General features: G+C 36.9%; 22 protein-coding genes. 10 read left to right on the top strand and 12 right to left on the bottom strand.

Features of this window, described 5'->3' with window-relative positions; genetic code table 11:
- Positions 1–166 precede the first annotated feature (166 nt).
- From CWR48_RS10480 to CWR48_RS10465, 4 genes are all read right to left on the bottom strand, one after another.
- Entirely contained in the window at positions 167–757 is a 591-nt protein-coding gene (locus tag CWR48_RS10480) for a hypothetical protein (protein WP_115773191.1), read from the bottom strand.
- 90 nt (positions 758–847) lie between these two features.
- Positions 848–1,366: a hypothetical protein gene (locus tag CWR48_RS10475; protein WP_115773190.1), complete on the bottom strand. Its 519-nt coding sequence runs from the start codon at positions 1,364–1,366 to the stop codon at positions 848–850.
- Between the two features lie 71 nt (positions 1,367–1,437).
- Positions 1,438–1,662, bottom strand: a complete 225-nt coding sequence (locus CWR48_RS10470) for a DUF3953 domain-containing protein (protein ID WP_115773189.1) — start codon at positions 1,660–1,662, stop codon at positions 1,438–1,440.
- 241 nt (positions 1,663–1,903) lie between these two features.
- Positions 1,904–2,962, bottom strand: a complete 1,059-nt coding sequence (locus CWR48_RS10465; protein ID WP_115773188.1) for a M20/M25/M40 family metallo-hydrolase — start codon at positions 2,960–2,962, stop codon at positions 1,904–1,906.
- Positions 2,963–3,255: 293 nt separating this feature from the next.
- Here CWR48_RS10465 and CWR48_RS10460 point away from each other — a divergent pair, with 293 nt between their 5' ends.
- The 4 genes from CWR48_RS10460 to CWR48_RS10445 all read left to right on the top strand — a co-directional run bounded on the left by CWR48_RS10460 (position 3,256) and on the right by CWR48_RS10445 (position 7,790).
- On the top strand, positions 3,256–4,254 hold the full coding sequence (locus CWR48_RS10460; protein WP_115773187.1) for a potassium channel family protein: 999 nt from the start codon (positions 3,256–3,258) through the stop codon (positions 4,252–4,254).
- Between the two features lie 101 nt (positions 4,255–4,355).
- Positions 4,356–4,736 carry a S1 domain-containing post-transcriptional regulator GSP13 gene (gene yugI / locus CWR48_RS10455; RefSeq protein WP_115773186.1) on the top strand — a complete coding sequence of 127 codons (381 nt, stop codon included), beginning with the start codon at positions 4,356–4,358 and terminating at the stop codon, positions 4,734–4,736.
- Between the two features lie 183 nt (positions 4,737–4,919).
- The gene (locus CWR48_RS10450) at positions 4,920–6,266 is read left to right on the top strand and encodes a glucose-6-phosphate isomerase (RefSeq protein ID WP_115773185.1); all 1,347 of its coding nucleotides are present in this window, start codon (positions 4,920–4,922) and stop codon (positions 6,264–6,266) included.
- A gap of 351 nt (positions 6,267–6,617) precedes the next feature.
- The gene (locus tag CWR48_RS10445) at positions 6,618–7,790 is read left to right on the top strand and encodes a MalY/PatB family protein (RefSeq protein ID WP_115773184.1); all 1,173 of its coding nucleotides are present in this window, start codon (positions 6,618–6,620) and stop codon (positions 7,788–7,790) included.
- Positions 7,791–7,848: 58 nt separating this feature from the next.
- Here the strand turns inward: CWR48_RS10445 and CWR48_RS10440 are convergent, their stop codons facing one another.
- Positions 7,849–8,421, bottom strand: a complete 573-nt coding sequence (locus tag CWR48_RS10440; RefSeq protein WP_115773183.1) for a superoxide dismutase family protein — start codon at positions 8,419–8,421, stop codon at positions 7,849–7,851.
- A 69-nt stretch (positions 8,422–8,490) separates the two neighbouring features.
- Positions 8,491–8,682, bottom strand: coding sequence for a hypothetical protein (locus CWR48_RS10435; protein ID WP_342772450.1), 192 nt, complete (start codon positions 8,680–8,682; stop codon positions 8,491–8,493).
- A gap of 161 nt (positions 8,683–8,843) precedes the next feature.
- Between CWR48_RS10435 and kapB the strand changes: the two genes are divergently transcribed.
- On the top strand, positions 8,844–9,239 hold the full coding sequence (gene kapB / locus CWR48_RS10430) for a kinase-associated lipoprotein KapB (RefSeq protein ID WP_342772449.1): 396 nt from the start codon (positions 8,844–8,846) through the stop codon (positions 9,237–9,239).
- 105 nt (positions 9,240–9,344) lie between these two features.
- Here the strand turns inward: kapB and CWR48_RS10425 are convergent, their stop codons facing one another.
- Entirely contained in the window at positions 9,345–9,608 is a 264-nt protein-coding gene (locus CWR48_RS10425) for a phosphocarrier protein HPr (protein ID WP_115773181.1), read from the bottom strand.
- A gap of 199 nt (positions 9,609–9,807) precedes the next feature.
- Between CWR48_RS10425 and deoD the strand changes: the two genes are divergently transcribed.
- The 3 genes from deoD (at position 9,808) to CWR48_RS10410 (ending at position 12,213) form a co-directional block, all read left to right on the top strand.
- The gene (gene deoD, locus CWR48_RS10420; protein ID WP_115773180.1) at positions 9,808–10,515 is read left to right on the top strand and encodes a purine-nucleoside phosphorylase; all 708 of its coding nucleotides are present in this window, start codon (positions 9,808–9,810) and stop codon (positions 10,513–10,515) included.
- Between the two features lie 363 nt (positions 10,516–10,878).
- Positions 10,879–11,466 carry a biotin transporter BioY gene (locus CWR48_RS10415; protein ID WP_115773179.1) on the top strand — a complete coding sequence of 196 codons (588 nt, stop codon included), beginning with the start codon at positions 10,879–10,881 and terminating at the stop codon, positions 11,464–11,466.
- A 273-nt stretch (positions 11,467–11,739) separates the two neighbouring features.
- Positions 11,740–12,213 carry a divergent PAP2 family protein gene (locus CWR48_RS10410; RefSeq protein ID WP_115773178.1) on the top strand — a complete coding sequence of 158 codons (474 nt, stop codon included), beginning with the start codon at positions 11,740–11,742 and terminating at the stop codon, positions 12,211–12,213.
- 171 nt (positions 12,214–12,384) lie between these two features.
- On the opposite strand, the gene CWR48_RS10405 is transcribed toward CWR48_RS10410, so the two are convergent.
- From CWR48_RS10405 to CWR48_RS10395, 3 genes are all read right to left on the bottom strand, one after another.
- Positions 12,385–13,068 carry a 3D domain-containing protein gene (locus tag CWR48_RS10405; protein WP_115773177.1) on the bottom strand — a complete coding sequence of 228 codons (684 nt, stop codon included), beginning with the start codon at positions 13,066–13,068 and terminating at the stop codon, positions 12,385–12,387.
- 60 nt (positions 13,069–13,128) lie between these two features.
- On the bottom strand, positions 13,129–13,440 hold the full coding sequence (locus CWR48_RS10400) for a YuiB family protein (protein ID WP_115773176.1): 312 nt from the start codon (positions 13,438–13,440) through the stop codon (positions 13,129–13,131).
- Between the two features lie 108 nt (positions 13,441–13,548).
- The gene (locus tag CWR48_RS10395; protein ID WP_115773175.1) at positions 13,549–14,766 is read right to left on the bottom strand and encodes an NAD(P)/FAD-dependent oxidoreductase; all 1,218 of its coding nucleotides are present in this window, start codon (positions 14,764–14,766) and stop codon (positions 13,549–13,551) included.
- A 325-nt stretch (positions 14,767–15,091) separates the two neighbouring features.
- On the opposite strand from CWR48_RS10395, the gene CWR48_RS10390 reads away from it, so the two are divergent.
- Positions 15,092–16,090: an NAD(P)/FAD-dependent oxidoreductase gene (locus CWR48_RS10390; protein ID WP_115773174.1), complete on the top strand. Its 999-nt coding sequence runs from the start codon at positions 15,092–15,094 to the stop codon at positions 16,088–16,090.
- A 150-nt stretch (positions 16,091–16,240) separates the two neighbouring features.
- On the opposite strand, the gene CWR48_RS10385 is transcribed toward CWR48_RS10390, so the two are convergent.
- Positions 16,241–16,597 (bottom strand): HesB/IscA family protein, encoded by a 357-nt coding sequence (locus tag CWR48_RS10385; RefSeq protein WP_115773173.1) that lies wholly within the window; start codon positions 16,595–16,597, stop codon positions 16,241–16,243.
- A gap of 228 nt (positions 16,598–16,825) precedes the next feature.
- Here CWR48_RS10385 and CWR48_RS10380 point away from each other — a divergent pair, with 228 nt between their 5' ends.
- A complete protein-coding gene (locus CWR48_RS10380) occupies positions 16,826–17,095 on the top strand; it encodes a NifU family protein (protein WP_245976781.1) in 270 nt (89 codons plus the stop codon).
- A 275-nt stretch (positions 17,096–17,370) separates the two neighbouring features.
- Here the strand turns inward: CWR48_RS10380 and CWR48_RS10375 are convergent, their stop codons facing one another.
- Positions 17,371–18,336, bottom strand: coding sequence for a 2-hydroxyacid dehydrogenase (locus CWR48_RS10375; RefSeq protein WP_115773172.1), 966 nt, complete (start codon positions 18,334–18,336; stop codon positions 17,371–17,373).
- Between the last annotated feature and the right edge of the window lie 19 nt (positions 18,337–18,355).

Raw genomic sequence — 18,355 nt, 5'->3', positions numbered from 1 at the left:
AGATAAAGTGAAACTTCATTCAGTGGGGGTGTTCTTTATTCCCCACTGATTGTTAGTTGAACAGAATCGGAATTTTGACTTTCTGTTGATCCCACACTTACAATTCTTGATTTTTCTCGAATTCTTTTTGTAAAGGATCTTACACCCCGTTAATTCGGGATAAAATTTATATGACAAATTCAAATCCCGTCGTTTTTTGAAATGGTCCTTTCTGTTCCTTAAAGACAAATTTATATTCAAAACTATTGTCAGGAAGAGCGGGTGTAACAATAAATGTGTGGGACATATGCCCTCCGGATCCTCCCCCACCTTCATCTCGGCAATCATATGCAGCTCCGTCTGCCTCAATTGAAAGTTCAAAGAAAGAATGATCTTCAAAATGCATATCATAATCCGTTTTATCAATATTAAAATGAACCACACTTGCATTTTCAAATTGTCCTAAAAATGTTATTGAATAGAACAAACCATCTTTTTCAAATGACCTGAGGATCGGTATATTTCTAATAAATCCTTTTGGCTCGACAACCGGTCTATAAATATCTTCGTTAAATAAATGAACAAACAAACTATTAAGAAATTCCTCATGGAACTCGTATTTTTCAGCCCAAGCAGAAACCAAATCTTTATTAGGAAAACCAGGATTTTTATTTGATAGTTCCTTCCGTTGCTTAAGTAATTTACATAGTTGTTCATCTATCATCTCAATTTGCTTATTATAGTAATCTGTTGGTGGTTCGAATGGCATACGTTTCATATTTTCTCCTCCAATAAAAAAGTAATTACTCTTTATGCAAATATTTGACCTAAACTCAATATATGGACAAGCAATTTTCAATTAATCATTCTATTTTTCAAACCCATTCAAAAAATCTCCAGCCCGAATTAATATCCGTTCTATTTTATGTGCTTCATTCAAATTAGCTTGCCCATCAACAATTCCAACTTCTGATAACTCACTGCCCTCTTTCTGGTACTGTAATTCTACAGAAAAATTATAAATGATTTCTTTGGAGTCTGTTTTTTCATATTCAATCTTTGTTACCTCGAATTCATAATCTTTTGTTTCCGACGTTAACAATGTTGTTGAACCATAGATGGAAATAAATCCAATGTAGGACGCTTCATCTGCAAAGTAATCCTTATATAACTTTTCTTCGTATGGTCCTAAAGCGTCAAAATCCTCTTCCAATATATGCTTCAATTCATCATCAGGACCTGTAAGGGTATTCTGTAGCACAGCTTCAATTGTCTGGATATTCTCATCTTGTGACTTTATTTCAGGATTATCAGAACACCCGACTATCAATATAAGAAATATGGCGACGATAGCAATTGGAGAAAACCTAAATACTCTTCTTTTCAAATGCATTCCTCCCTTATTTGTATTCGATTAATTACATAAATACATGTCGTCGGATAATTAGCTTGCCAATATTAAAAAGTATATGCAGCGACAAAAAAACTAAATCCAGTCACAATAAATAAGATAATCGCATTTGCCTTTCGCCTTTCTTTAAATTCAGTTATTCCAGTAACTAAAAGCATTAATCCTAAAAATAACAAAGCATACGGTATTAATACCTCTGAGTTGCCAGTCGTCAAACCATAGCTGGATACTGCAACAACAATAATGGCTAAAATAAGTCGAAGTATTTTCAACTTTATTTCCCCCTTCTATAAATTCCTTTCAGTATAAAATAAATGAATTATTTCTTATATAGCTTAGATCTTAATCTTACCATAACTAAGAATACTCTCTCATATGAATTAACAAAATATTACAGTAAAAATCTAACGCTGTATAATACAAAAAAACACACGTTATTTTTTTTCATAAAATAACGTGTGTTTTTTACTATGATTAATTTTCTTCCTCATTCATTTACAACTTAAAAACTCTTTAATCCTCCAAAGGATTTAAACTTTCATTGCCGGTTAATCCAGCAATCATTGTTACGAGCAATTCAATTTCTTCATCAATATCTTGAAGGCTAGCTGTTTCAACTGGTGAATGCATGTAGCGTAATGGCAGTGATACTAGTGATACTGGAACACCTTTACCAGTTAATCGCATTTTATCTGCATCTGTCCCTGTCATTCTAGGTGTTAATTCATACTGAACATTCATGTTGAGAACACTCGCCGCCTGCTCCAGTAATTTATTGATTTTAATATTGATTGGAGCTCCTTTAGCAAGCACTGGACCTTTCTCTAAGCGAACATCACCATGTTTGTTTTTGTCTACGCCTGGATAATCTGTTGCAAACGTAACATCACATGCAATCGCCATTGTCGGCTCGATTCCGGCAGCTGCAAAATAAGCTCCGCCCATATTCGTTTCTTCATTAACCGTGCTTACTGCATATACACCGACTTTAACATCCTTTTCTGCTAAGCGTTTTAATACCTCAGCAACAATAAATGAACCTGTTCTGTTATCAAGACCACGGCCAGCTATGTAGCGATCCATTAGAATTTCCGGTTCTGTTTTATATACACATAGGTCGCCAATTTGCACGTATTTTTCTGCTTCTTCTTTTGTCTTGAATCCACAGTCAATGAATAGGTCTGATAAATCGAAGTCATTCTTAAGTCCGCCATGATGCTGGGCATTCACACCAGTGACACCTGTAACCGTAGCCCCTGCTCCTAGAACCATAACACGCATCCCAACTGCAGCTTTTGGATTAATACCGCCCATTTTATCAAAATGCAAGTAGCCTTCATTATCAATCCGATTAACTACAAGTGCAATTTCATCGGCATGCCCTGCTAATAATACTTTAAATGATGCATCTGGATTCAATACTCCAATTGCATTCCCTGCATTGTCTGTTCTAATTTCATCTGCAAACGTCTTTACATAATTTATCCACTTTTTCTGAATCTCCATTTCCATACTTGATGGCGATGGAGTATTTAATAATTCCAGTAAAAAATCTTGATTCGCTTTTATCATACCTATTTCCTCCTCATGCATCTAACACTTCTATATCATAACAAAAAGTTAATGAATTCCAAAGCAATCTGCCAGATAAAGCATCTCCTAATTACGATGAAAAAGTAAAAGAAATGTATGCTTCTTTTAAGAAATCTTATCGTGAAAATACAGATTTTTGGGATGAAGTTTATCATATATTAAACCAACACTATTTTTCTAACCAAAAGTCTCTATCCAATCACCGCGTATAAACCGTACTTCTTATTGTCCATACTGAATTGTAAAAGATACTATATAAATAGGTGACCTCCATGATAATCAAACAGTTTAAACTGATATACTTTCGAACTCCTATTATCGTCAAACTATTGATAACCATTCTTATTCTTATGTGTTTCTTTGGCATCTTGATTCACTTTGTTGAGCCTTCTCAATTCCCAACAATTTTTGAAGGAATATGGTGGGCGTTTGTTACAGCAGCAACAGTTGGGTTCGGTGACTTTGCGCCGGTAACAACAAGTGGCAGATTGATTGGCATTCTGCTAATCCTAACAGGTGGTGGCTTAATTGGATTTTATATTACTTCCATTGCCTCAGGCACAATAAAGCGCGAGCAGGATATCGAGTATGGCAGGCTTGTCTATAAAGGTACTGGACATCTCGTCTTTGTCGGCTGGAATGAACGGACCAGGCAATTAATCAAAGTGGTATTAGAAAATAATCCAAACGAAAATATCGTCCTAATTGACAGGACATTGCGTCATGTTTCATTCAACGAATATCCGATCCATTTTATTCATGGAGATGCAACAGAAGATACGATACTGGCGAAAGCGAATATTCGGCATGCAGACCGGGCACTTATCACTGCTGAACTTATTAAAAATGAGCGGCAGGCGGATACATATACAATCCTTGCGACAGTCGCAATTCGGGGAAATAATGAAAACATCCCGATCATTGCAGAAGTTTTATCAAAAACCCAAATAGAAAATGCCTTGCGTGCAGGTGCAACAACGATTGTCCGTTCGAATGATTTCATGAGTGCATTATTTTATCATGAACTTACACATTCCATCGCAGTTACACCCTTTGAAGATATTTTACATATTCTTAGCAAGCAGCAATTTTTACATCTTCCACTTGCACCTGAACTGGAGAAGAAACAATTTGCAGCGATATCCCATCACTTATTAAAAGGTGACCATTTACTCCTCGGTATTATTCGTGATAAACAATATAGGATTCATCCATCTGCAGATTTTGTTTTAGAGCATGGGGATGTACTCGTAACACTCGCACGTTTGTAATGCCGGTATGCTTTTCTAAATTAACTTTGCTAGAATCAACCCTTTGTGATAAAATAATATATTGTGTAAAAAGAATCGATTAGATATAGGAGTTGTTCAGCATGACTAACAAATTTGAAGCTGGTCAAATTATTGATGGAAAAGTAACTGGCATTCAATCATATGGCGCATTTGTTGCTTTAGATGAAGAAACACAAGGTTTGGTTCATATTTCAGAAGTAACACATGGTTTTGTTAAAGATATTAACGACCATTTAACAGTTGGCGATGAAGTAAAAGTGAAAGTTTTAAACGTAGATGAAGAAAAAAATAAAGTTTCCTTATCTATCCGCGCTACAGAAGAAGCACCTGCAAAACCTGCGCAAACAAAGAGAACACAACCTGTTAAACAGGTCCAACAAGATAACGATACAGCTGGTTTCAATACGTTGAAAGATAAGCTTGAAGAATGGATCGAGCAATCAAGCTCTTTCAAAAAATAATTAATCGAAGCATTATCGAGAGGAAGCATCGCTTTCCTTCTTGATGATGCTTCTTTTTTTTACCCGAATTCACTACATTTCACTATACATCGTCATTTGTTAATTCTCGTCCTTGATTTAATGGTGACAATTCGTTAAAGTTAGATTATAAATTCATATTGTAGCATTAAAGGAGGAAGATTCATGACACATGTTTCATTTACGTATGATAAAGCATTAAAGTTCTTTAACGAACAGGAAATTGCGAACTTAAGTGATTATGTTCAAACAGCACATAGCCAATTACATAATAAAACCGGCGTTGGCAGTGACTTCCTAGGTTGGATTGACCTTCCTGAGAACTACGACAAAGAAGAATATGCACGTATTAAAGCAAGCGCTGAGAAGATTAAAAATGATTCCGATATTTTATTAGTTATCGGTATTGGCGGTTCTTATTTAGGTGCTCGTGCGGCAGTTGAGATGCTCAACCATTCATTTCAAAACCTACTTTCTAATGAAGAAAGAAAAGCACCACAAATCATTTTTGTTGGAAATCATTTAAGTTCAACATATATTAGCGAATTATTTGATGTCTTGAAGGACAAGGATTTCTCTATCAATGTTATTTCTAAGAGTGGGACAACTACAGAACCTGCAGTTGCATTCCGTATCTTCAAGAAATACCTAGAAGAAATATATGGCGTTGAAGAAGCAAAACAACGCATCTATGCAACAACAGATAAAGCAAGAGGTGCACTAAAAACTTCTGCGGATGAAGCTGGTTATGAAACATTTGTTATTCCAGATGATGTTGGTGGCCGTTATTCTGTCCTAACAGCTGTTGGATTGTTACCAATCGCAGTTAGTGGTGTTGCAATTGATGACATTATGCAAGGCGCAAGAGATGCGATGAATGATTTCGCTGAGCCTAGCTTAGAGAAAAACCCTGCATACCAATATGCAGCAGTTCGTAATGTTTTATATAGTAAAGGAAAAGTTACAGAGCTATTAATTAATTACGAGCCAAGCCTGCAATACTTCTCTGAGTGGTGGAAACAGTTATTTGGCGAAAGTGAAGGAAAAGACCAAAAAGGTATCTACCCTTCTTCCGCTAACTTTACAACTGACTTGCATTCATTAGGTCAATATATTCAAGAAGGACGTAGAAATATTTTTGAAACGGTTCTACATGTTAACAGCTCTAAAAAAGAATTAACATTAGAAGCAGAAGAAAATAATTCTGATGGACTGAATTACTTAGCTGGCAAAACAATCCATGAAATTAATGACAAAGCATTCCAAGGAACAATGCTAGCACATACAGATGGAGACGTTCCAAACCTGATCGTTGAAGTACCTGCACTTGATGCCTATACATTCGGCTACCTTGTATACTTCTTCGAAAAAGCATGTGCAATCAGCGGTTATTTACTTGGCGTAAATCCATTTGACCAACCGGGTGTTGAAGCATACAAGAAAAACATGTTCGCACTTCTAGGCAAACCTGGATTCGAAAGTGAAAAAGAAGAACTGGAAAAACGTTTATAATTTTTAAATAAAATTTTATTTTATGTGTTTAATTTCCTTTAAAGTGGGAATAACTATGTATGTAAGACTTTCTCGTATTCCCCCTGTAAGCAAAGCGATTCTCGCTTTGCTTTTTTTTATTGCTTAGGAAACTATAAAATTGGGTGTTCTGGATAACTTAATTACTGAGAATTGCCACGTCCAGCTCCAGCGCTAAGCTATAGCGAGACTTCCCTCACCTCCGTACACAGCTCAAACGGGCGCTTGCGCTTTTGTGCTTATATTTCCGCTATGATTTGCTATAATAGAATAAACATAAATAGAACTAGCCAAGCATTCATGCTAGACCTTAACCCTTGTAGGAGGATTTTAATGAGTATCTTTGAAGAAGTACATGATAGAAGAAATACAAGATCGGTAAAGTGGGACATGCTGCAATCTGTTTTCCAATCGGAGGATATTATCCCAATGTGGGTTGCCGATATGGACTTCAAAGCCCCTGACGCAGTAAATGATGCACTGAAAAAACGGGTGGAGCATGGCATTTATGGATATACAATCATCGATAATGATCTGACGGATTCGATTGTAAATTGGCAGCGAAACCAGCATGACTGGGAAATAAATTCAGAATGGCTTTCTTTTAGTCCTGGGGTCGTTACGAGTCTACATATGGCAATTCAAGCTTTTACCGAGCCAAACGGCAAGGTGTTAATTCAAACCCCTGTATATCCTCCATTTTATAATGTAATTAAAGCACATGAGAGGGAAATTGTGAAAAGCCCGCTTCACTATCAGGACAATTACTACACAGTTGATTTTGCTGACTTTGAAGAAAAGTTAAAATCTGGAGTGAAAGCATTTATTCTTTGCTCACCACATAATCCAGTCGGTCGTGTTTGGACAGAGGAAGAGTTACGTGAAATGGCAAGATTATGCTTGAAATATGATGTGCTGATTATTTCTGATGAGATCCATGGAGACCTTGTCTATCCAGGCAAACCCCATATCCCAATTGCTTCCCTCTCGGAGGAAATTGCCAATCGAACGATTACATGCATGGCACCGTCGAAAACCTTTAATTTGGCTGGATTAGAAACATCCTATACAATTACTTCAAACGAGGAATTGCGTAATAAGTTGAAGGCACAATTTTCGAAGCAAGGATATTCCAATTCACTTAACACAATGGCAAATACAGCACTTGAAGCTGCATACAATCATGGAAAAGCTTGGCTTGATGAACTAGTCATCGTTCTAAGTAGTCATCAACAATATGTAACAAAAATGTTTAAAGAACATGCACCAGAGCTAAAAGTTGTACAAGGGGAAGGCACTTATTTATTATGGATTGACTGTACTGCGCTTGGAATGAGCAGCGAAGAATTAAAACAATTTTTCATTGAAAAGGCAAAGGTTGGACTAAATGCCGGAGTTGATTACGGTGATGAAGGAGAACAATTTATGCGTATGAATATTGCCTGTCCGAAAGCAACACTTGTGGATGGTGTAAAGCAAATCATTGATGCCGTTAATAATCGTTAATCCAATTACTAAATACTCACTCGAAAACAGCCATGTTATAGCCTAACATGGCTGTTTTTTATTCTGCTTTTTCTTTATTTGTTTCTGTGGGATCTGAGGGCGACTCCCCTGTATCCGTTTTCGAATCTGTAGTAATTTTCCCGCAAATAATTCGTGTACCAGAGTTTCCACTAGGTTGACTTACCCCGTCATCCTGTTTTTCAGAGACAATTAACGAGGTCCCCTCCCCACGGAGAATCGATTTATTTCCTTCTTTCATCGTTGCACCGGCAAGCATTAATTCTGCATCAACCACTCCATCCCCATCCGCCTCTACATTCGGCAAATCACCTAAGTGTGCGCCATCTGGACGCATTAAGCCATGTTCCTTTCCTTCTGGGTTAAGATGACCTCCAGCACTACTAAAATCCGGTGCTTCACATTTTGGGAATTCATGCACATGAATCCCATGAAAACCCGGTTCAAGCCCATCCAGTTTTACATGGATTTTAATTCCATCGGGCTGCTCATTTAAAGTTGCGGTTCCTACCATATCACCGGATGTATTGTACATCTCTACTTCTTTAATCGACGGACTAGTTCCTTGGCAAGCAACTAAAAAGATAAAACAACAAAAGCATATGAAACGCATCTGGCATACCCCTTCATCACGTTTTCTTTTAGTATCCACAGTTGCTAGCCAATCATGCAAATTAACATTTTATTTTGATTCGACAGATTCCTTTGCTTCATGAAGATTCTTCTCGTATTTGGCATTAAATGCCTGTTCATCCTTTTTTGACTTCTTATAAAATAAATACATGGTTACCGCAGCCATGGCCATAAAAATAATTAAAGTGATCGCTGCTGGTAAGTATGCGGTTTTGTCATCGGGAAAATAAAGAAATGGCATTATTTTCACATCCTTTTAATATTTCCATCATTCAATCATTATATTTAAAATGCTTACATTATTAATTATAACAAATTATTCGTTTATACCAACAATTGCGAGTTAATTATTCGCAAATTCATCCTATTTCTGGCACAATTAAATGGAGTAAAGGAGGGGTTATGTTGGCAATCGTTAACATTGGCGATGTTGTTAAAGCACATTATCATTCAGGAACTTATATTGGTGTGGCGAAGGAAGATCGAGGAGATTATTATTTAATAGAAGTTCTCGCTGTTTACAAACATCCATTACAAGGGGATCTTCATAATCCAGGTGAAGTTGAGAATGTATTCTTTCATGAACGAAAGGCATTAGCCCATCATGAAAAGATGAATGTTAAAAAACCTGCTGTACACCCCTATGTTGAAGCAGTTCCGAGTTATGGGGACTCATTAAAGCAGGCTGTACTTCAATATAAAGAAAAGCTATCAAATCAAGATTCTGCTTTTAATAAGCTCGCATTAGAGAGATTACATGGACTTGAAATCAACTACTATGAAAAAATTTATAATTAAAAGAAGAGCTAGAGGTTTTATTCCTCTAGCTCTTCTTAGAAAACTTGATTGTCACTCAAAGTATTCAGACGACATTCCAAGTCACACTTAAATTCTAAAAATTAATTACTCACCTAAGTGTTCTTTAATTACTTCTGCAACCCCATTGATTGCTTCTTCTTCGTCAGAACCAGTTGCAGAAACTTCGATTTCTGCACCTTTAGGAATTCCTAAAGACATAACGCCCATGATCGATTTTAAATTAACCGTTTTATCTTTATACGCCACATTAACTTCGGATTCAAATTGTCCTGCTTTATTAACTAATAATGTTGCTGGTCTTGCATGAACACCAGATTCTGCTGTTATCGTAAATGTTTGTGCTTTCATTAAAATTCATCCTTCCAAAAACTTTTTCATTATTATACTACTTTGCTTCCTACTACTAGTATTATACACAATTATAGCAATTTTTGATAGCCTAAACAATATTATTGCCTATTTTTTCGTTGATATTTGTTTTTCAATCGATCCTATGATAACTTTATTTTACTAGCGTTTACTTTTTTTTTTGAAGGAGGATAACTTAATGAGTGTACATATTGGAGCGAAACAAGGGGAAATTGCTGATAAGATTTTATTACCTGGGGATCCCCTTCGCGCAAAATATATTGCAGAAACATTTTTAGAAGATGTTATTCAATACAATGAAGTCCGTGGCATGTACGGCTTCACTGGAACCTACAACGGTGAACGCGTATCCGTTCAAGGTACAGGGATGGGAGTACCATCTATTTCCATTTATGTAAATGAACTAATCCGCGAATATGATGTTCAAAAATTGATTCGAGTAGGAACATGTGGTGCACTACAAAAAGATGTCAAAGTAAGAGATGTTATCTTGGCACAAGGAGCAACGACAGATTCACAGGTTAATCGCATGGTGTTTGGCGGAATTGATTTTGCCCCGCTTGCTGATTTTGAATTATTAAAGAATGCGTTTGACGAAGGTAATCAAAAAGGCTTAAATCTCCGAGTGGGAAATATTTTTACTAGTGATTCGTTTTACCGAGAAAATGCAAAAACAATCAATGAAATGCTCGCAAGCTACCAAGTATTAGGCATCGAAATGGAGTCGTCTGTATTATATACACTTGCTGCCAAATATGGACGGAAGGCATTATCTGTTTTAACCGTTTCCGATCATATCCTTACTGGGGAAGAAACGACAGCAGAAGAGCGACAAACAACATTCAATGAGATGATTGAAATTGCGCTAGCAGCAATTATCAAATAAGGATTCAGCAGCAATAAAAAAGTAGTCCGCATTCGCGGGACTACTTTTTTATTGTCTAGGAAATCACAAAATTTGAATGCTGTGGATAACTTAATTACTGTGAATAGACACGTCCTGCGGCAACGTCGAACCACCTCACATCCGTAAGGAGCAGTCCGTACACAGCTCAAACTAGTTTTAAGCTTTTGTTCATGTTGTACATACCAAATAACGAATAAAGTAAGAAATAGACATTACGCCTTATTTTACAGCATTGTAACAAAACATTTATATAATTTCTTCCCTACAATTGTTAACCCGAAATAAACATAAGTTGACAATTTGTTTTTGCCCATGTATATTATTTTAAAAAGGGGGAGAATTATGAAACGTTTACGTCCAATTGATTTAACATACGGGGCAGTGTTTGTTTGTTTAATGGCTATTGGTGCGAATATTACCGTATGGTTTCCAATATTAGCCGTTCCAATCGGTGGGACATCTGTACCATTATCATTACAAACGTTCTTTGCAACCTTAGCTGGATTCATGCTAGGGAAAAGACTTGGCTCGTTGTCCATGCTTACTTATCTATTATTAGGAACAGCAGGTGTACCAATCTTCGCTGGACTTGAAGGTGGGCCATTTGCTTTAATTAGTCCGACAGGTGGATTCATCTTTTCCTTCATATTTGTTGCCTATATTGTCGGTTTAATCGCTGAATGGTATAAGTCTCCATCAATATTAATCTATACAGTTACAGCAATTATTGGTTTATTTGTGAATTATGGATTGGGTGTATCGTATATGTATCTTGCGATGAACACATGGCTTGAGCTTACTATTTCTTATTCGGTTGCCTGGATTGGAATGATCCCATTCCTAATTAAGGATGCGGTTCTTTCTGTTGTTGCAGCAACCTTTATGGTGAATATAACGAAACGATTACCATTGCTCTGGCAACGGGCTTAATATTACTTACGGAAACGAAGGCCTTCAAGTGCCTTCGTTAATAATCTGATCCTACACCCCTTCTGCTTTCCAGCTAAAATACTAATGGAATTCCTTGAACTTCCTTTCCCCTTTATTTACCTTCACACACCCATGTGGTAAAATAACATCATCATTTAGTAAGCAAACCAATTCGACTTAAACAACACCCTTTGTAAATGGAATCACAGGATGATATTCAACCCATTGATTCATGTTTTACTTTATGGAGCAGAAAGGACGTAGAATCAAGATATGGATTTATTTATGAATTTTCCACTTTGGGCAGCACTAATTGCCATTGTATTTGCCCAAGTAGTTAAGATCCCGATTCGGTATATTGCAACGAGGGAATTCACCCCTAGTCTGGCATTTAGCACAGGTGGGATGCCAAGTAGCCATTCAGCTGCAGTTACAGCTCTCACAACAGGTATTGGCATTGTTGATGGTGTAGCTAGTCCTCTTTTCGCTCTTTCTGTAGTATTTAGCGTAATCACGATGTTCGATGCTTCTGGAGTAAGAAGACATGCTGGTGAACATGCCGTTGTCTTAAATCGGTTATTAAAGGATTTTCAATTATTCTTTGATGGCGCGAAGGATTGGAATAGAAAAGAAGAATATGAAAAGCGCAAAGAATTAAAAGAACTCCTAGGCCACCAACCAAGCGAAGTATTTATGGGCGGCTTAACCGGAATTATTATTGCCTTTCTGCTATATTCCTTTTATTAGAAAACTTAGGTTTAACCCAAGCCTTACGGTGACAGCCTTAATTAAGCCTTCAATGATTATCTCGATGTTGATTCCAGCAGTGGAAAGTCAGTCCCTAATAGCAACAAATAGTATGAATAAGGCCTCAAAAAATCAAGACTTCCACTAAATGGAAGTCTTGATTTCCCCTGTTCATTCATTATTCTCAACAAGTTTTTGTCGGAATACTTGCAATGCCTCTGTTTCATTTAATTTCGTCAAGGCTTCTTCTGTTAATGTACCGTTACCAACTTCAACCACGTACACTTCGAGCTCGCGTTTTCCCCATTCGGCAAATACATCATCAACGGTATGATAATATAAATCAATCTTATTTCCAGTAATTGCACTTCCCTTATCTGCAACGACACCATACCCATATTCTGGGATGTACAGAATCGTTCCAATTGGGTAAACATCTAAATCCGCAGCAATGGTAGAATACAAGTCTCGCTTCACTTTAACACCTGAATAAGTAATGCCATACTCAGGATGGGAACTTGATTTTCCAGTCGATTCTATCCCCGCAGTATATCCTGTGGCAATAACCATTGCAGTTGGATACTGTTCAAAGTCAATCATCTCTTCTAATGAACTTGGCGTTTCGATTTCATCATTCGAAATCATTGTCTTCTTGGCTTCCACGATGGTTAAATGCTTCACTTGCCGATACGTTGGTGCTTGCTGCGCATGACTTACGCGTTCCTTATAAATATTCTCAACCCATATTTTCAGATCTTGAAACGTCACATTCGAAATCGATGAAGCTGTCACGAATAATGCAGCTACAAATAACAACGTCATGATGCTTCTTTTTATAAATAATTTTAATTTCATGAATAACACCTCTCTGGATGTCATCATTTCCATTCTGAGAGGAATTATGCATAAAATCTACTAAAACATTCGATAACCACTCTTACGTAATAGTTTTATAACGATTCCAGAAACAATCGTCCCAGCAAAGCCAGCAAGGAGAATAATGATGTCAACTGCCGTTAAATGCATCAATTTATTGCCTAATGCTGCGAAGGCATTTCCCGTATTTGTAAAATATTGCCATGTAGAAAGATTATCGATTATGAGAATAATGATAATGGGATATAAATAAGACATTACCCATGTTTTTCTAATCAACATATTTAAAATAAATGCGATACCAAAAAAGATAACAAAATATAATAATATTGAAACAACTAATTGTACCAAATTGGAAACTCCCCCCGTATTCCTATGTATTCATACAACTTTAATCTTATAATAAAACAAAGAAAAAGCAAAGGCATACAACTACCTTTGCTTGAGCATGTGGAAGATTTAGTAAAAGAAGTTAAATTTCCCTTTTTTCAATACCAATCCTAAACCACCTAGTTTATATAAGTAACGGTTATCAATGATTTTCTTCATTACGGAGGCCTTCCAGCCAAATACTTTTCGGTTATTTAATACAACACCGATAGCATCTTGATGACCGAGTGAAGCGACCGTACCGAGTGATTTTGCTTCAAATAGCTTTGTTGCATTACCTTCAATTAGCGCCTTTATATTATGTGCGACAACCGAAGATTGTTGGATGGCAATTTGTGCGGAAGCCGGAAATGGTTGATTCGTTTTCTTATCGATAATCATTGCACAGTCACCAACAACGAACACATCGTCATAATCTGGTGTCCGTAAATCCGATTTCACTTCCACTTTCCCTTGCTTCGTGCCGAAACCAGATTGTTCCACAATACCATTTGCTCGTACACCAGCAGACCAAATAATCGTCTTTGAAGGGATTTCACATTGTTTACCATCTTTTTCATAAACGACTTTATCTGATGTACATTCTTTAATGGATGCATTTGTAATAAATTCTACACCACGGGATCCTAGAGAAGTCATTGCGTATTCAATCAATTGGGGATCAAAGCCCTGGAGGACTGTAGATGAGGCTTCTAAAATAATAATTCGAACGAGTGCTTTCTCAATATCATATTCTGCACTTAATTCTGGAATACGATTGATTAGTTCACCAGCAAACTCAATACCAGTGAATCCCCCTCCACCTATCACAATATTCAACCGCGCATTATCTTTCACTTTCTCATGATGAAAGTTTGCGAAATTATATTCTAAATGTTCCCTAATTAACCGTGCACTATTGATATTCTCAATGGAAAATGCATGTTCTTCAATTCCTGGTATTCCAAATGTTGTCTTCTCAAAGCCTAGGCCGATGACGAGAAAATCATATTCTAATTCATTGTTCTCCAACTTCACCTTTTTTTCAATAGGATTAATCGAAACAACCGTATCTAGAATAAAATGAACCTTATTCATATTCACGACTTCTTTGATCGGGATGCGTGTTCGATCATGATGCAATGTTCCAGCAGCATTTTCATGAAGCCATGTTGTTTGATAGTGATAATCTTCCTTATTCACTAACGTAATCTTAACTTGTCCTTTTCCAAATAATTTCTGCAATTTCACAGTAGTCATGATCCCACCATACCCGGCACCAATGATTACTACATGTGGTTTATGCATAATTTTCACTTCCAATATTCGTTTTAATGTGAATCATTTTTATACTGTAATTGCTGAAAGTAATCAAATGATAATCGATTTGTTACATTTTTGTAATATATATCCACTGCTTATAGTAGCTTTTTTTTGTGTTTTTTTCAACCCTGAATAACCTATTTTCAATTGGAATAAATTTCCAATTGAACAATTTAATTGCGCTTTATGCATCAATTTAGCTAAGAAATTATCATCTATGATAGCAGTTTGCATTGCTACACAGTTTCGATTGGTTTATGTTACTATGGGGATACGAATAATTTTAATCGATAGAAATGAGGGTTTTTTCATGACTGAAGAAATTTATGATATTACCGTTATTGGTGCAGGCCCCGTTGGATTGTTTACAGCGTTTTATGGTGGAATGCGCCAAGCAACCGTGAAAATAATTGAGAGTTTACCACAACTGGGTGGGCAATTATCTGCCTTATATCCAGAGAAAGATATATATGATGTTGCAGGTTTTCCAAAGATCCGTGCTCAGGATTTAGTGGACAATTTAGAAAGACAAGCAAGGCTATTCGATCCAACAATCGTGCTCAATCAAGCGATAGAAACGGTTGAACGCATGAATGATGATTCCTTAAAACTAACATCGAATACTGGTGAAGTGCATTATACGAAAACGATTATTATCACTGCAGGTAATGGCGCGTTCCAACCGCGACGCTTGAATATTGATGACAGTGAACAGTTTGAAGGAAATAATCTGCATTATTACGTTAAGGATATGAACCATTTTAAAGGGCAACATGTTGCATTATTAGGTGGTGGTGATTCTGCAGTCGACTGGGCATTGATGCTTGAACCAATTGCGGACAAAGTAACATTAATTCACCGCCGTGATCAATTCCGTGCACATGAGCATAGCGTTGCGAAACTCCATGATTCTTCCGTAAATATTGTCACACCCTTCGTGCCAACGAAAATTATCACATCCGATAAAATTGAAGGATTAGTTTTGGAAGAAGTGAAAGGAGACCGGAAAATAGAACTTGAGGTTGACGCCATTCTGTGTAATTATGGCTTTATTTCTACGCTTGGGCCAATTAAGGATTGGGGCTTAAATATTGAGAAGAATAGCATCGTTGTTAATTCAAAGATGGAAACCAATATACCAGGAATCTATGCAGCAGGCGATATCTGTACATATGATGGGAAAGTGAATTTAATTGCAACTGGATTCGGTGAAGGGCCAACCGCAGTAAACCATGCAAAGCAATACATTGACCCGAAAGCACGGGTACAACCGAAGCACTCTTCCGATATGGATTTACCAATTAGCTAAGACTTTAGCTTTGTCCCAAGTTAACTGGCTGTAAAATTCCCATTCGGTTCAACTAAAGCAATTACTAAAATAATTCTTTTTCTAGAGTAAAAGCAGCAGTGGAAGATTGGTCCCCTGCTGCTTTTACATCTTCATATTATTGTATGCTTATTAGCAATCCCCTGGTGTTCCTACATTTTCCTTCGTTCTAAAGGAAGATCCACACCCACATGAAAAAACAGCGTTCGGGTTGTCGATGCTGAAACCTCCACCCATCATGTTTTGCTTAAAGTCTATCGTCGTTCCTTCAATAACAGGAATATCCTGATTAAAAATTGCAACTGGAATGCCATTAATTTCTTCAACAATATCTAACGCTTTATTAATTTCATTATCAAATCCCAAAGAATAGGATAGACCACTACATCCGCCACCTCTAACCCCAAAACGGAGAACGGCATCTGCGGATTCTTCTTTCATCATTTCTTTAATTTGCATGCTAGCATTATCTGTTAAATGAATCACCATTTCTTTCCCCTCCGATTTCCATAACATTCATTTCATTCTATAATAATTATACAAATAATCATTCTGTTATACAACTAAATGATTTAGCATTCTAATTATATTAAGACGCAATCAATCCTTTCTATTTACAAAATCGCAAGTAAGGAATAGAATAATAGAGAATAGTTATCAATTAGGCAAATGCTATTTCATATGGTAAAATAGAATTAATTAATTCGAGAGTTTTTAATGAATGGCATTTATAATAAAGATATGGAAGGGAGAAGATGGATTATGCAAGAACAAGTTCAAGAAGTGCTAAACAAGTTGCGTCCATTTTTACTACGTGATGGCGGGGATGTAGAATTAATCGATGTTGATGATGAAGGGATTGTCCTTCTTCGTTTGATGGGTGCTTGTGGAAACTGCCCAAGTTCAACCATTACATTAAAAGCAGGAATTGAACGTGCATTGATGGCAGAGGTTCCTGGTGTTAAAGAGATTGAACAGGTATTTTAATACATTTATCGTAAAGGCAGACATTAATTGTCTGCCTTTTTTGTTTGTTGCTATTTATAGGACTAGTTTAGTGCTTAAGGCTCTCAGACTAGTCGCTCCAGAAATACACTACGATCGGGTTTTAAAAAATCGCTTAGAAAGAGTTACTTACCACTGACAGTCGACCTTGATTGAAGTGAAAGAATGGAAACCCACATATGAACAGCAAATACTGTCTAGATCTGAAATTAACATTGTCACTAGTTAGCATTTTGTACCAACTTATCATCTTGCATTTATTGAATTGCTGTCTTCGCACCTGTTCCGTTAAGTACTCCTGCAATATTATCCATGCAAAGTTGGATCATCTTTGTACGTGTTTCTTCGCTTGCAGAACCAATATGTGGAATACATACTGCATTTTCCAATTGCATCAATGGATGCTCGTTTGTAATTGGTTCCACTTCAAACACGTCAAGACCTGCAGCTTTGATTTTATTCATTTTCAATGCCTCGACCAGCGCATCCTCATCTACCGTTGCACCTCTGGAAATATTGATAAAGATTGCAGTTGATTTCATCTTTTCAAATGCAGCTTGATTGAAAAGTTTATTCGTCTCTTTTGTAAACGGAACAACGGAAACGATGAAATCTGCTTCACGAATTAATTGATCAAAGCTTACATATGTTGCTTCTAATGCTTGTTCTGCATCTGGTTTACGCGAGCGATTATGATAGAGAATGTTCATATCAAAGCCCTTTGCCCGATTTGCGATTGCTTCGCCGATTCTGCCCATACCAACGATACCGATTGTCTTATGATGAATGTCAGATCCCGCAAGCAAATACGGTGCCCAGTTCTGCCATTGATTCGTTTTAATGTACTGATTCGCCTCGACGATCCGCCTTGCAGTTGCCATCAACAAAGCAAATCCCAAATCTGCAGTTGTCTCCGTCAATACATCTGGTGTATTCGTTGCAATAACTCCATGTTTTTCCGCTTCATCCAGATCAATATTGTCATATCCTACTGCCAAATTAGAAACGACTTTTAAGTTTGGTGCATGCCGCAAGAGTTCTTCATCAATCTTGTCACTTAGCATGCAAAATAGTCCATCTGCGTCTTTTACCGCTTCCAATAAAATATCTCTCGGTACAGGATCTTCCTCCCTTTCCCACATATGGATTTCGAATTGTTCAGCATAGGGTGCGAACACTGCGTCATCTATTTTCCTTGTAATATAAATATGTTGTTTCTCCATCCCATTCCCTCTTTTCGCA

The sequence above is a fragment of the Oceanobacillus arenosus genome, from assembly GCF_003369575.1.
Taxonomy (GTDB): domain Bacteria; phylum Bacillota; class Bacilli; order Bacillales; family Amphibacillaceae; genus Oceanobacillus; species Oceanobacillus arenosus.
Note: the sequence above shows the minus strand (reverse complement) of the source record. Positions and strands in the feature narration are given on the sequence as shown.

Coding starts and splice junctions, on each gene's coding strand:
- kapB (WP_342772449.1), top strand. CDS start 8,844: ATGTTGGCAATCGTTAACATTGGCGATGTTGTTAAAGCACATTATCAT.
- CWR48_RS10395 (WP_115773175.1), bottom strand. CDS start 14,766: ATGCATAAACCACATGTAGTAATCATTGGTGCCGGGTATGGTGGGATC.
- CWR48_RS10440 (WP_115773183.1), bottom strand. CDS start 8,421: ATGCGTTTCATATGCTTTTGTTGTTTTATCTTTTTAGTTGCTTGCCAA.
- CWR48_RS10405 (WP_115773177.1), bottom strand. CDS start 13,068: ATGAAATTAAAATTATTTATAAAAAGAAGCATCATGACGTTGTTATTT.
- CWR48_RS10465 (WP_115773188.1), bottom strand. CDS start 2,962: ATGATAAAAGCGAATCAAGATTTTTTACTGGAATTATTAAATACTCCA.
- CWR48_RS10460 (WP_115773187.1), top strand. CDS start 3,256: ATGATAATCAAACAGTTTAAACTGATATACTTTCGAACTCCTATTATC.
- CWR48_RS10375 (WP_115773172.1), bottom strand. CDS start 18,336: ATGGAGAAACAACATATTTATATTACAAGGAAAATAGATGACGCAGTG.
- CWR48_RS10450 (WP_115773185.1), top strand. CDS start 4,920: ATGACACATGTTTCATTTACGTATGATAAAGCATTAAAGTTCTTTAAC.
- CWR48_RS10380 (WP_245976781.1), top strand. CDS start 16,826: ATGAATGGCATTTATAATAAAGATATGGAAGGGAGAAGATGGATTATG.
- deoD (WP_115773180.1), top strand. CDS start 9,808: ATGAGTGTACATATTGGAGCGAAACAAGGGGAAATTGCTGATAAGATT.
- CWR48_RS10390 (WP_115773174.1), top strand. CDS start 15,092: ATGACTGAAGAAATTTATGATATTACCGTTATTGGTGCAGGCCCCGTT.
- CWR48_RS10425 (WP_115773181.1), bottom strand. CDS start 9,608: ATGAAAGCACAAACATTTACGATAACAGCAGAATCTGGTGTTCATGCA.
- CWR48_RS10410 (WP_115773178.1), top strand. CDS start 11,740: ATGGATTTATTTATGAATTTTCCACTTTGGGCAGCACTAATTGCCATT.
- yugI (WP_115773186.1), top strand. CDS start 4,356: ATGACTAACAAATTTGAAGCTGGTCAAATTATTGATGGAAAAGTAACT.
- CWR48_RS10415 (WP_115773179.1), top strand. CDS start 10,879: ATGAAACGTTTACGTCCAATTGATTTAACATACGGGGCAGTGTTTGTT.
- CWR48_RS10435 (WP_342772450.1), bottom strand. CDS start 8,682: ATGCCATTTCTTTATTTTCCCGATGACAAAACCGCATACTTACCAGCA.
- CWR48_RS10445 (WP_115773184.1), top strand. CDS start 6,618: ATGAGTATCTTTGAAGAAGTACATGATAGAAGAAATACAAGATCGGTA.
- CWR48_RS10480 (WP_115773191.1), bottom strand. CDS start 757: ATGAAACGTATGCCATTCGAACCACCAACAGATTACTATAATAAGCAA.
- CWR48_RS10385 (WP_115773173.1), bottom strand. CDS start 16,597: ATGGTGATTCATTTAACAGATAATGCTAGCATGCAAATTAAAGAAATG.